The organism is Pseudomonas sp. NPDC090233 (assembly GCF_044772285.1).
In the GTDB taxonomy this organism is placed as follows: Bacteria; Pseudomonadota; Gammaproteobacteria; order Pseudomonadales; family Pseudomonadaceae; genus Aquipseudomonas.
The window spans coordinates 416,679-429,817 of sequence record NZ_JBIVYQ010000004.1; the positions used below are offsets into that span (position 1 = coordinate 416,679).

Annotated in this window: 10 protein-coding genes; 5 read left to right on the plus strand and 5 right to left on the minus strand. The window is 61.0% G+C overall.

Features of this window, described 5'->3' with window-relative positions:
- Positions 1–34: 34 nt before the first annotated feature.
- From ACIQUF_RS13230 to ycaC, 3 genes are all read right to left on the minus strand, one after another.
- Positions 35–2,017, minus strand: coding sequence for an amidohydrolase (locus ACIQUF_RS13230; protein WP_403131987.1), 1,983 nt, complete (start codon positions 2,015–2,017; stop codon positions 35–37).
- A gap of 129 nt (positions 2,018–2,146) precedes the next feature.
- The gene (locus tag ACIQUF_RS13235) at positions 2,147–2,455 is read right to left on the minus strand and encodes a hypothetical protein (protein ID WP_403131989.1); all 309 of its coding nucleotides are present in this window, start codon (positions 2,453–2,455) and stop codon (positions 2,147–2,149) included.
- Between the two features lie 114 nt (positions 2,456–2,569).
- Entirely contained in the window at positions 2,570–3,199 is a 630-nt protein-coding gene (ycaC, locus tag ACIQUF_RS13240; protein ID WP_403131991.1) for an isochorismate family cysteine hydrolase YcaC, read from the minus strand.
- 298 nt (positions 3,200–3,497) lie between these two features.
- On the opposite strand from ycaC, the gene ACIQUF_RS13245 reads away from it, so the two are divergent.
- The 3 genes from ACIQUF_RS13245 to ACIQUF_RS13255 all read left to right on the plus strand — a co-directional run bounded on the left by ACIQUF_RS13245 (position 3,498) and on the right by ACIQUF_RS13255 (position 7,570).
- Positions 3,498–4,898, plus strand: coding sequence for a PAAR domain-containing protein (locus tag ACIQUF_RS13245; protein ID WP_403131993.1), 1,401 nt, complete (start codon positions 3,498–3,500; stop codon positions 4,896–4,898).
- 716 nt (positions 4,899–5,614) lie between these two features.
- Positions 5,615–6,007 (plus strand): hypothetical protein, encoded by a 393-nt coding sequence (locus ACIQUF_RS13250; protein WP_403131995.1) that lies wholly within the window; start codon positions 5,615–5,617, stop codon positions 6,005–6,007.
- 135 nt (positions 6,008–6,142) lie between these two features.
- Positions 6,143–7,570 (plus strand): mechanosensitive ion channel domain-containing protein, encoded by a 1,428-nt coding sequence (locus ACIQUF_RS13255; protein ID WP_403131996.1) that lies wholly within the window; start codon positions 6,143–6,145, stop codon positions 7,568–7,570.
- A gap of 85 nt (positions 7,571–7,655) precedes the next feature.
- Here ACIQUF_RS13255 and ACIQUF_RS13260 read toward each other — a convergent pair whose 3' ends face one another.
- Positions 7,656–8,942, minus strand: coding sequence for an NAD(P)/FAD-dependent oxidoreductase (locus tag ACIQUF_RS13260; RefSeq protein WP_403131998.1), 1,287 nt, complete (start codon positions 8,940–8,942; stop codon positions 7,656–7,658).
- A gap of 66 nt (positions 8,943–9,008) precedes the next feature.
- Positions 9,009–10,499, minus strand: a complete 1,491-nt coding sequence (locus ACIQUF_RS13265; RefSeq protein WP_403132001.1) for an aldehyde dehydrogenase family protein — start codon at positions 10,497–10,499, stop codon at positions 9,009–9,011.
- 136 nt (positions 10,500–10,635) lie between these two features.
- Between ACIQUF_RS13265 and ACIQUF_RS13270 the strand changes: the two genes are divergently transcribed.
- Both ACIQUF_RS13270 and ACIQUF_RS13275 read left to right on the plus strand, forming a co-directional pair.
- A complete protein-coding gene (locus ACIQUF_RS13270) occupies positions 10,636–11,520 on the plus strand; it encodes a LysR family transcriptional regulator (protein ID WP_403132003.1) in 885 nt (294 codons plus the stop codon).
- Positions 11,521–11,726: 206 nt separating this feature from the next.
- Entirely contained in the window at positions 11,727–13,112 is a 1,386-nt protein-coding gene (locus ACIQUF_RS13275; protein ID WP_403132005.1) for a VOC family protein, read from the plus strand.
- The last annotated feature ends 27 nt before the right edge of the window (positions 13,113–13,139 follow it).

Genomic DNA, 13,139 nt, shown 5'->3' on the forward strand with positions numbered 1-13,139 from the left:
GAAGGGGCCTGCACGGCCCCTTCTTCACATCAGCTTAAAACGCGAAGCACGAACACCCCAGCGCACCCCAGAAGCCCTGATAGTCATTCACCGGCACGCTCGACTTGCGGGCGGTGTCATGGCTGTGCGCATGTACCCCACACGGCCCGCTGCACACATGCACCGCCGCCGCCAACGATGGCGTACCGACACGCCAATGCCCTGGCACCTTGGCCACCGGCGACCATTCCGGCAGCACCGGCACCTGCGGTGGGCCGAGCCTGTCGAATTCGCCAGCGCCGTAAACCACCTTGCCATCGACGATGGTCAGCACCGACTCGATGCCTTTGATCGCTTCTTCTTCGACGCTGAAGAAGTCCAGCGATAGCGCCGCCAGGTCCGCCAGTTGCCCCACCTTCAGCTGGCCTTTCTTGCCCTGTTCGCTGGAGAACCAGGCGCTGCCCTGGGTGAACAGTTGCAGCGCAGTGTCGCGGTCCAGGCCTTGCGGATACAGCTCCATGCCACCCACGGTCTTGCCGCTGACCAGCCAGTACAGCGATGTCCACGGGTTGTAGCTGGAGACACGGGTGGCGTCAGTACCGGCACCTACCGGCACGCCCATTTCGAGCATGCGCTTGATCGGCGGCGTCTGTTCGGCGGCCTTGGCGCCGTAACGATCAACGAAGTATTCACCCTGGAAGGCCATGCGGTCCTGGATGGCAATGCCGCCGCCCAAGGCGCGAACGCGCTCGATGTTCTGCGGGGTGATGGTCTCGGCATGGTCGAAGAACCACGGCAGGCCGTTGAACGGGATGTCGCGGTTGACCTTCTCGAACACGTCGAGCATGCGTGTGATCGATTCGTTGTAGGTGGCGTGCAGGCGGAATGGCCAACGCTGCTCGACCAGGTGGCGGACCACCGGCTCCAGCTCTTCTTCCATGGTTTGCGGCAGGTCCGGGCGCGGTTCGAGGAAGTCCTCGAAGTCGGCGGCGGAAAACACCAGCATCTCGCCAGCGCCGTTATGGCGCAGGAAGTCGGTGCCGCTGTGCAGCTTGACACTGGAGGTCCACTTCTTGAAGTCGTCCAGCTCTTCCTTGGGCTTCTGGGTGAACAGGTTGTAGGCGATGCGCACGGTCAGCTGGTTTTTGTCGGCCAGTTCTTGAATCACCGAATAGTCGTCCGGGAAGTTCTGGTAGCCGCCGCCAGCATCGATGGCGCTGGTCAGGCCCAAGCGGTTGAGCTCGCGCATGAACTGGCGGGTCGAGTTGACCTGATATTCCAGCGGCAGCTTCGGCCCTTTGGCCAAGGTGGCGTAGAGGATCATCGCATTGGGGCGGGCGATGAGCATGCCGGTCGGGTTGCCGAACTTGTCGCGCTGAATCTCGCCGCCCGGCGGGTTCGGCGTTGCCTTGTCATAGCCTACGGCCTTGAGGGCGGCGCGGTTGAGCAGCGCGCGGTCGTACAGGTGCAGCAGGAACACCGGGGTGTCGGGCGCGGCCTGGTTGATTTCTTCCAGGGTCGGCATGCGTTTTTCGGCGAACTGGAATTCGTTCCAGCCACCGACCACACGCACCCACTGCGGGGTTGGCGTGCGTGCGGCCTGGTCCTTGAGCATGCGCAGGGCATCGGCCACCGACGGCACGCCTTCCCAGCGCAGTTCCAGGTTGTAGTTCAGGCCGCCGCGGATCAGGTGCAGGTGCGAGTCGTTAAGGCCCGGGATCACCGTGCGCTGCTTGAGGTCGATGACCTGCGTGGCGCTGCCCTTGTGGGCCATGGCCTCGGCGTCGTTGCCCACGGCAATGAAGCGGCCGTCCTTGATGGCGACGGCGGTGGCCGTGGGGTTTTCACGGTCGACCGTGTGCAGCTTGCCGTTGAACAGAATCAGGTCGGCGGTCATGGAACCTCCTTGAATGGATGCGTGGGCGGAACCGGCGGAGCCGGTGAAGGGCAATGCGGACCAGAGCGCGCCAGCGGCACCGAGCACGGTGCTCTTGGCGAGGAACTGGCGACGGCTGTTGTCGCTGGGGTCCTGGGACATGGTCTTCTCCGTCTATGTGAGGCGGCAGGCGCAACGGTGGAGCATGCCGGTTCCAGCCTGGCCGGGATTGCATGGATGTGCGGTGGGTGAAGGTTAGCCTTGATCAGATTTTGTGCAGCCTGCCTCGGCTCAGCCACGCAGCCAGTTGGCGCAGCGGCGGGTGACCCACGGCATGATGTAGAACACCACGGGCAGGATGACGAACAGGTTGACGATCAGGTTGCCGGTGATCGGCCCGCCCAGCTGCGGGAAGCGCGCGAACAGCGGCGCCAGCAATTGCGGAATGATCATCGTCATCGGGCAGATCACCAGGTACGTCAGCAGTGCCTGCTTCCAGCGTGGCGGTTGCGCTGCCGGTGTGCCCAGCGGGCTATCGAGAACCTGGTGTTGCAGGCATACGGTCACCACTTCGCGGTTGTCTTGGAGTGCGGTGTTCATCGGCGTTCCTTGGGATGAGCTTGCCCGCATCCACTGTGCAACGGCGGACGGGCGGAGGATTGAATGGGTGTGCAGCCCTGGGCGGGCACCGCCTGGCGGTGCCCCGGGCTCGGCTTACTTGTTGGCGTTGAAGGCGTTGTAGCTGGTCATCAGGTTGCGGTAGTCCGGAATGTGGTTGGAGCACAGCGCGGCCAGGCCTTCGACGTCGTTGCGCCAGTCGCGATGCAGCTCACAGGCCACGCCGAACCAGGTCATCAGTTGCGCGCCGGCCTGGCTCATGCGGTCGTGGGCGGCGTCGCGGGTCATCTGGTTGAAAGTACCGGAGGCATCGGTGACCACGAACACGTCGAACTCTTCTTCCAGCGCGGCCAGGGCCGGGAAGGCGACGCACACTTCGGTGACCACACCGGCGATGATCAGTTGCTTCTTGCCGGTGGCCTTCACGGCTTTGACGAAGTCTTCATTGTCCCAGGCGTTGATCTGGCCTGGGCGAGCGATGTAGGGGGCGTCCGGGAACAGCGCTTTCAGCTCGGGTACCAGTGGGCCGTTGGGGCCTTGTTCGAAGCTGGTGGTGAGGATGGTCGGCAGGTTGAAGAACTTGGCGAGGTCCGCCAGGGCCAGGACATTGTTCTTGAACGCGTCCGGCTCGATGTCGCGGACCAGGGACAGCAGGCCAGCCTGGTGGTCGACCAGCAGAACGGCGGCGTCGTCTTTGTTCAGGCGGTTGTATTTGAAGTTGGTCATGGTCGTGCTCCTAAGGGTTTTTGATGTTCAGTAAGTTGGGTGTTTCGCGTTGATGGGAGAAGATTAAAACCATCACCTTTGGAGCGGTAGATAGTGGTTTTTGGCTTTAGCGTTCTGTTTCAGGAACGATGGGTTGGCAGTGGATTTGCTGGCCTCTTCCAACGGAATGCGATTACATCCAAATCGTCATCTCCTGTAGGACCTTTCCCAAACCTTCCTCACCTTGAAAAAACTGCCTTCCAGGCTGCTAGGTTCCAGGCTTCCATCTTCACAACCGAGGTGAGCCATGAGCCGACGCATGAACATCTTTGGCCGCGGCCAAGGCCTGGACGGCGACGAAACCAGCACCGGCGCCATCTGCATTGCCAGCCAGGCCCGTGGCAGGGTCCACGGCAGCGATTGGCTGCTGCAAGGTGACAAGACCACCTTCTGCCCGCGCTGCGGGGTAGAAGGCACGCTCATCGAAGGTGAGCCACGTTGGAAGCAGGACAACATACCCACCGCCGTCGATGGCGCGCTGGTGAAATGCGGCTGCCCGCTGGGCAGCAATCGCTTGGTTGCTCCGCTGGGCCAAGGCCCCGCCCCTCGCCACACATCAGCACCTGCTGCGGTTTATGAAGCACCCCCACCCGTGCGCGCCAATACGTCCGTAAGGGACAGCTACCAGCCCCAGGCCTTCCAGCCGTCGCCTGAACCGCAAGCCATGGAACCTGGTTTCTTCATCGTCCCGCGGTGCATGACGTATCAGGAAGTGCTGGTAGAACTCGGTGCACCACAGGCCAAGCTGCCACGGTCGATTCTGCAGAGACTGAACCCGACGCATCAGTTGGGGTTCAAGGCGGGCGAGATTTTCGTCATTGGCGATGGACTTAGTCGCCCGGTTTGTACTCAGGAAGAGCTGTATGCGATGAGTGCGGCGAAACAGGCGCGAGAGGCGCTGGCAAGCCTTACGCCGGAAGAAGCGGAATTCATGATGCTAAACCAAGCTGAGATTGCGGCGCTGCTCAGTGAAGTGAGCTTGTCCGTCGGCGTGAGTGAGGCGGCGATGGCAAAGTCACTGGATGAAATAGGCCTCCTGCTCAGAAAGATCGAAGCGCTGCATCTGGAACAGTTTGGCAAGTATGGACATCTGCACAGCTCAGAGTTTTTCGAAAAACGCAGGAAGCTGCTCAACCAATTAGACACTCATCTGAGATCGACCACTCTAAAAAAACGCCTTAACTTAGGCAATTACGAAAAACTGCGTCGGGACTTGGGTATCTCTACTAAAAGTCTGGTACACCATTGGTCCAAATCAGGGGCTCCGGGTCAAATTCCAGGCTACTCAACACACTTGGATAAGCTTGCCAAGATTTCCAAATACTTGAAAGCCGGGGGATATATAGGCATCACCATTGGTGGTATTGGTTCATCAGTAAAAGTTTCCGACGTATGCCGGGCAGGTGATAGCAAGGCCTGTGAAAAAGTCAAAATAACTGAGGCAGCAAATTTTTTTGGTGGCTTAGGCGGTGGTTGGGCTGGCGGTAAAATCGGCGCTGAAGTGGCTACTAAAGTCTGCTGGAGACTGCGCCACCCTGCTGGCACTTTGATATGCGGCGTAGCAGTTACAGGAGCAGGGGCTTACATTGGCAGCACGCAGGGAATGAAACGCGGCGAAGAAATGGCAGATAAGATTTTCGAGGCATTTCAAGATGATTGATCATCTCGATCTCAAGATTCAGATATTCATATTAGGTGCACCTTTCATTCTAATTTTCATCGGATTCATCCTAGATGTCCACCTTGCGTCCATTCGTAACTACATGCAAATAACTTCAGCACTTGCAAGGAGCGATTGCCTTCAGTTTGCGATCAGGATGTGGGGGGAAAGAAGTATGAAATCAAGAATCTTTGTAATCTCCATGCTATCAAGCGAAATCATGTTTCCGAGATCCAACATCCGTAGAGGGTCACTCGACGCTGAAGACTTGCAACAACTTCCTAAAAATCTGAAAAAAACGATGATTGCTTCATCATACTTGACTATCGCTGGATTTGTTTGGCTCGTCATGAGCTATTTCATAGCCTGAAAAATTAAACAAATCAAATAATGACAAGTGTGGGACACCACGCTCAGCGCTCCGATTATATCGAACTAGCGATACTGAACGCATTTAATCACCAAATTAAATGAGAAACTACAAAGTGAAAAAACTTATCCTGGGGCAAGACTGCCTAAAATCCAACTCAAGCACTGAGAAGACTCAGCTTCACGTTGTCTCATTATCAAAGTTTGTCATCGTCGGAGTGCTTTCCCTAGGTCTATACATCGCATACTGCAACTATCGACACTGGTTATATTTACGCGGACAATCCGGACTTAAGTTAGTCCCGCTATTATGCGCGACATTCAGCGGTTTCACGATGTATTGGCTAATGAAGAACATCATCGCTCGTAGCCGCGTAGCGAACCAGCGGGTGGAGGGCACAGCGCTCAACGTCACCTTGATGTGGTGGCTTCCCACGCTGGCAACAATGAGTTGGAGACTTTGGATTCCCGAGCGTTTCATTGAAATTCTATTCCTGACGGTAGCGTTCATGACACCCATCATATTTTTTATCACGAACATACTGTTCGCCACCGTTTCCTTGATACTAATTCAACAGGCGGCAAATGCTTGCGAGGGAGACCAATTGGGTCTGCAAAACGCCTCAATCACGTGGGCCAATATTCTCTGGATAGTCGCTAGCTGGGTGCCGGTTGCCGCCGCCTCTGCCTACATGATTGTTTTCGGCCCTCTGATGTACTTCATTATGTGCCTATCGTAAAACCATAGGGCGGCATAAGTGGCCAGGCAGCAACCTCTGAACCGGGGAAATGAATAAATGCCCTCCTGCTGATTGCCTGCCGCCCCAACCTGCTCTATTACTACCCCCAGCCCTCCCCTCACCCCCGAGACCATCATGCTGGCCTTCATCCAGTCCTCCCCGTTGTTGCTCGGCACCACCCTGATCCTGCTCGACCTCATCCTCTGGCAACTCATCCCCATCCAGCGCCGGGCCTGGCGCATCGGCGCGCGGCTGGCAATCTTCCTGCTGTTCAGCTGGGTGCTGGTGACCGCTGGGATGAGCCCGCTGCAACCACCACCCTGGGTCGACGATGTGTCCCGCAACCTGATGGCGACCGTGCTGGCGATCGGCTGGTGGCTGTTCGGTGCGCGCACGGTGACGGTGGTGTTCGGCCTGCTGCTGGTGGCGCGTGGCAGCCATGGCGGGCGGTTGCTGCAGGATGTGCTGGGGGCATTGATCTTCCTGGCCGCTGTGGTGGCCGCCGCAGGCTATGTCTTGCAACTGCCGGTCAAGGGTTTGCTGGCCACCTCCGGGGTCATGGCTATTGTCATCGGCTTGGCCTTGCAAAGTACCCTGGCCGATGTGTTCAGCGGCATCGTGCTGAACACCACGCGGCCCTATCAGATTGGCGACTCGATCTCCATCGATGGCACCGAGGGCAAGGTGGTGGATATCGACTGGCGCGCCACGCGGATGATCACCGGCACGGGCAGCCTGGCGGTGATCCCCAACTCGGTGGCGGCCAAGGCCAAGCTGCTCAACCACAGCCGCCCGGCAGACCGGCATGGCGTTTCGATCAACGTGGTGGTGCCCGCCAAGGTGCGCCCCAGACGGGTGTTCGACGCGCTGGAAAAAGCCCTGCAAGGCACCAGCGCCCTGCTCCTTTCGCCTGCGCCCAAGGTGTCGGTGAAAACCTCGACGCTGGAGTCGGTGGAATACGAGGCCAGCGGCTTCATCGCCGACGTCGCGCGCAAGACCGAAGTGCGCAATCAGCTGTTCGACCTGGCCCACCGGCACCTGGAAGCCAGCGGGGTGATGTGGAATGTCGACCTGGCCATGGCGCCGCGCAGTCGCCAGCGCGAGGTGCTGGATGAGGTGCGGGTGTTCCGTTCGCTGAGCATTGAGGAGCGCGATGCGTTGAGCCAGCGCATGACCGCCGTGGAATACCTGGCCGACCAGGTGGTGTTGGGCGTGGGCGAGCATTCCGATCACCTGTTGGTGATTGGCAGCGGTGTGGTTTCGGCGTCAGTGCGCGATGGCGACAAGTTGCTGGAGGCCGGGCGCATGGGGCCGGGCGAGGTGCTGGGGATCGAGGGCATCATCGATGAGGATGACTCGTTTGCCGAGTTCCGCACGTTGACCAGTTGCGTGTTGTACCGCATTGACAAGGAGCAGGTGAAGAGCTGCCTGGTGCAACGTGGTGAAGTGCAGACGGCGTTGAGCAAGCTGCAGCGGTTCAGGCGCCAGAGTCGGGAATCGTTGTTGCTGCAGAAGCCGGCGCTGATCAAGAAAGGTGGGTTTCTTAGCTGGTTGCACAAGTAATTTGTTGCCTGCACTGGCCTCATCGCGGATGAATCCGCTCCTACACCCCCCGTAGGAGCGGATTCATCCGCGATGAGGCCAGCAGTTACAGCACAACTCTCAAGCACTGCCCCGCGTGATACAGCGAGAACCCAGACTCGTAAAACGCCGTACGCAACGACGGCGCACTCACCCCGGTCATCGCCGAAAACGGTATGGGCAAGCTGTCCGCCTCCCCCTTGAGCAAGAACTCGGCAAACGCACGGCCGATCACGGTCCCCGTGGTGTTCCCCCGCCCGTTGTAGCCGGTCACCGCAACCAACCCCGGCGCTGGCTCGAACAAGCGCATCAGGTGGTCAGGCGTAAAGTCGATGCAACCCGTCCAGTGCATTTCCCACTCGACCTTGCCCAGCTCCGGGTAGTAATGGCTCTGAATGCGATCAGCCCAACTACGCACGAACCACGCCGGCTTGTTGTCGACCCGGCCAAGGCTGCCGAGCAGCAGGCGGCCCTGGTCGTCACGGCGGATGCTGCTGAGCACGGTGCGGGTGTCCCATGAACCCTGGCCGTGGGGCAGAACCTTGTCAGCGGCGGCGCCGTGCAGCGGTTTAGAGGCTACCTGGTAGTAGTAACCCCGGAAGAACTGCTTCTGCAGGTTGCTCCAGTCGCCTTCGGTGTAGGCGCCGGTGGAGATCACCACCTTGTCGGCACGCACCGAACCGCGCGCGGTCTTGACCCGCCAGGCGTCACCGTCGCGCTCCAGGCCTTCGACGGCCGATTGCTGAAACAGCGTGCCGCCCAGGCGCACAACCGCTGCGGCCAGGCCCTGGGTGTAGCCCATGGGGTTGATGGTGCCGGCGCGGCGGTCGAGAAGCGCGGCGGAAATCTTGTCGGTGCCGCAGTATTCCTGGCATTGGGCGCCGGTCAGCAACTGCACATCGGCGCCACGCCGGCTCCACTGTTCATGGCGGGCTTCGAGGTCGGCGATGCCGGTGGCGTTGTGCGCCATGTGCAGGGTGCCTTTGTGCTGCGCCTGGCAGTCGATGCCGAGGCGTTCGATCATGGCGAACACCTCGCCAGGGGCGTCGCCGAGCACCTTGTTCAGGCGGCTGCCCTGCTTCTGGCCGAGGGTCGCCTCGACATCGTCGGGGCGGATCCAGGTGCCGGCGTTGACCAGGCCGACGTTGCGACCGGAGCCGCCATGGCCAATCTTCCAGGCCTCCAGCAGGATCACCGACTTGCCCTGTTCGAGCAGGTGAATGGCCGCCGACAGGCCGGTAATGCCGCCGCCGATAACGCAAACATCCGCCTTGTGCTCACCGGCCAGGGCCTGGGCGGCGACGGTCGGCTGGCTGACGTGTTCCCACAAGCATTGTTGACGCAGTTCGGACATGGCCCGGCTCCAACCGTATTGTTCTTGTTAGGGCGGCCCGGGGGCAAAGCCCCCGGCCATACAGCATCAATCGAACACGATACCCTGCGCCAGCGGCAGCTCGCGCGAGTAATTCACGGTGTTGGTCTGGCGCCGCATGTAGCCTTTCCAGGCATCCGACCCCGACTCACGCCCGCCACCGGTTTCCTTCTCGCCCCCAAACGCACCGCCGATCTCGGCACCGCTGGTACCGATGTTGACGTTGGCGATGCCGCAATCACTGCCCGAGGCACTCTGGAAGCGCTCGGCCTCACGAATATCGGTGGTGAAGATGCACGACGACAAGCCCTGTGGCACTTCGTTGTTCAGGCGCAGGGCCTCTTCGAAGTCGTCGTAGGCCAGCACGTAGAGAATCGGCGCGAATGTTTCGTGGCGCACCACATCGCTCTGCGCGGGCATCTCGGCGATGGCAGGCGATACGTAGTAAGCGTTCGGGAATTGGGCGGCCAACTGACGCTCGCCACCGAATACCTCGCCGCCTTCATCGCGAGCCTTGGCCAGCGCGCCTTGCATGGCGTCGAACGACAGCTTGTCGATCAGCGGGCCAACCAGGTTGTCCTTGCGCGGGTCGCCGATACGCACCTTGGCGTAGGCGGCTTTGACGCGGGCAACCACTTCGTCCTTGATCGAACGGTGCACGATCAGCCGGCGCAGGGTGGTGCAGCGCTGGCCGGCGGTGCCGACGGCGGAGAACAGGATGCCGCGCACGGCGAGGTCCAGATCGGCACTCGGGGCCAGGATCATGGCGTTGTTGCCGCCCAGCTCCAGAATACTGCGGCCGAAACGGGCTGCCACGCGCGGGCCGACTTCACGCCCCATGCGGGTGCTGCCGGTGGCGCTGACCAGCGGCACGCGCGGATCATCCACCAGGGCTTCGCCAGCTTCGCGGCCGCCGATAACCAGTTGCGCGAGGCCAGCCGGAGCATCGCCGAAGGCTTTCAGGGCTTTTTCGAACAGCGCCTGGCAAGCCAGCGCGGTCAGTGGGGTTTTCTCGGACGGTTTCCACACCACCGCGTTGCCAGCGACCAGCGCCAGCGCGGTGTTCCAGGCCCACACGGCGACCGGGAAGTTGAAAGCGCTGATCACGCCGACCACACCCAGCGGGTGCCAGGTTTCACGCATGTGATGGCCAGGGCGCTCGGAGGCGATGGTCAGGCCGTACAGCTGACGCGACAGGCCCACGGCGAAGTCGCAGATGTCGATCATTTCCTGCACTTCGCCCAGGCCTTCCTGGGTGATCTTGCCGGCTTCGATCGACACCAGCTCGCCGAGGTCGGCCTTGTGCTCACGCAGCACTTCGCCGAACAGGCGCACCAACTCGCCACGGCGCGGGGCCGGCACGCTGCGCCAGGCTTCGAAGGCGGACTGCGCCTGGTCGATGATGGCGGTGGTCTCGGCCTTGCCAAGCAGTTTCACCGAGGCGATCTGGCTGCCGTCGATCGGCGTGTGAACAGGGTAGTCGCCCTGGGTGTGAGCCGCGGCGGTAACGCCAAGGCGTTCGAGCAATCCAGCAACCATTTGTGCATCTCCTACATCGGGTGATGGGTTGGAAAAATGATGGGGATCAGTATTAATCCGATCACATCGGTGCAACAAACGACCTTTATTCCGCATATCATTCCGTCAGGTAATGATTTGAGCCGCAGAGAAACCTATGTCCAAACGCCTGGTGCCTTCCATGACCGCCCTGCAGTGTTTTGAGGCTGCAGCCCGCCACTTGAGCTTCACCCGCGCCGCCGAAGAGCTGCACCTGACCCAGAGCGCGGTCAGCAAGCAGGTGGCGCAGCTCGAAGAAATGCTGCGTCACCACCTGTTCCTGCGCATCCGCCGGCGCCTGCAGCTGACACCCGCTGGCAGCCTGTACCTGGCCGAGGTCAACAAGATCCTCACCCAGGTCGACATGTCCAGCCGCTATGTGCTGACCTACGGTGAACAGACCGAGATATTGAAGGTAGCCACTCAACCGAGTTTTGGCGTGCGCTGGTTGATTCCGCACCTCAAGGGCTTCGGCAAGCGCCACAACAACATCCACCTGGACATCCGCAACGAGATGGAGCCGTTCGCCTTGCTGCAGGGCTCGGCGGATGTGGTGTTCTTCTATGGGCAAGGCACCTGGCCAGGGGCGACCTGCATCGAGTTGTTCGGCGAAGAAGTGCTGCCGGTGTGCGCCCCGGAGCTGCTGGCAGGGCGCGAATTGAGCGGTGCTGCCGAGCTGGCCGAGCTGGTGCTGCTGCAGAGCACCTCGCGGCCGGAGGCCTGGCACGAGTGGTTTCTGGAGTTGGGATTGGACAGCGTCAACGCCTACCACGGGCCGCGTTTCGACACCTTCTACATGGCCTTGAGCGCCGCCGAAGCGGGTTGTGGGGTGGCCTTGGTGCCGCGTTATCTGGTGGCGAGGGAACTGGCCGAGGGGAGCTTGGTGATTGCTTGGGACCATGCGATGCCCAGTGCCGGAAAGCATTACCTGGCATATGCCGAGCATGCGGCCGAAGTTCCGAAGGTGCGGGCTCTGGTGGAGTGGATTCGGGAGCAGCTCTAGGATTGAGGGCCTCTCGCGGATGAATCCGCTCCTACAGGGGTTGCGTGGGTTCATCATTCACGCGGGCCGTGTAGGAGCGGATTCATCCGCGATGAGGCCCTAAAGTTCAATCAAAAAGGGAATGACTCAACCACTTTTTTTCGCTTGCGAGGCCAATACATTCCCAGCTTTCATGTAACCGTCCGAACCCAACCAGGAAGCTAGCGATGCCCGCCCTCGATTTCGTCAGCCCCGACAGCATTCGCGCGCAGTTCTCTGCCGCCATGTCGCTCATGTACAAACAGGAAGTGCCGCTCTACGGCACGCTGCTGGAGCTGGTTAGCGAAATCAACCAGCAGGTCATGGCCCAGCAACCCAAGGTCGCCGAAGCACTGCGCTGGACCGGCGAGGTCGAACGCCTGGACCAGGAACGCCACGGCGCCATCCGCGTCGGTACGGCCGAAGAGCTGGCCACCATCGCCAGGCTGTTCGCCGTGATGGGCATGCAGCCAGTCGGCTACTACGACCTCAGCTCGGCCGGCGTACCCGTGCACTCCACCGCGTTCCGCCCCGTGCACGAACAGGCGCTGCACGTCAGCCCCTTCCGTGTGTTCACGTCGCTGCTGCGCCTGGAGCTGATCGACAATCCGGCCCTGCGCGAGCTGGCTCGGAGCATCCTGGCCAAACGCAAGATCTTCAGCGCCCGTGCCCTCGAACTGATCGCCCAATGCGAAAGCGAGGGTGGCCTGAACGCGGCCGACGCCGAGGCCTTCGTGCAGGAAGCGCTGCACACCTTCCGCTGGCACCAGGACGCCACGGTCAGCGCGGAGCAGTATCAGCAGCTGCACGACCAGCATCGCCTGATTGCCGACGTGGTGGCGTTCAAAGGCCCGCATATCAACCACCTTACGCCACGCACGCTGGACATCGACGCGATCCAGCTGGGCATGCCGGCCAAGGGTATTCCGCCCAAGGCCGTGGTCGAAGGCCCGCCTACCCGCCGCCACCCGATCCTGCTGCGCCAGACCAGTTTCAAAGCACTGCAGGAGACCGTTGCGTTCAACGACCACCAGGGTAGCCATACCGCCCGTTTCGGCGAGATCGAGCAACGGGGCGCGGCGCTGACGCCCAAGGGACGCCAGCTGTATGACCGCTTGCTCGACGCTACCCGTGCGGCATTGGGTGGCGCGCCAGCGGAGTCGAATGCCGAGCGGTATGGAGCGCTGCTGAAGGAGCAGTTCGCTGAATTCCCGGATGACCTGGCGCAGATGCGTGAGCAGGGGCTGGCGTATTTCCGCTACTTCGCTACGGAGAAGGGCCTGGCTGCGCGCGAGCAGGCTGATCGGCCGACCACTTTGCAAGGCCTGATCGACGCCGGTCATGTGCACTTCGAGGCGTTGGTGTATGAGGACTTCTTGCCGGTCAGCGCGGCGGGGATCTTCCAGTCGAACCTGGGGGATGAGGCCCAGGCAGACTATGGCAGCAATGCCAACCGCGAGGCGTTTGAGGCGGCGCTGGGGCTGCCGGTGCAGGATGAGCTGGCGTTGTATGCAGAGAGTGAGCGGCGGTCGTTGCAGGCGTGTGCTGATGCGCTGAATTTGGGGGTCATGTAACGGCCCTTTCGCGGCTGAAGCCGCTCC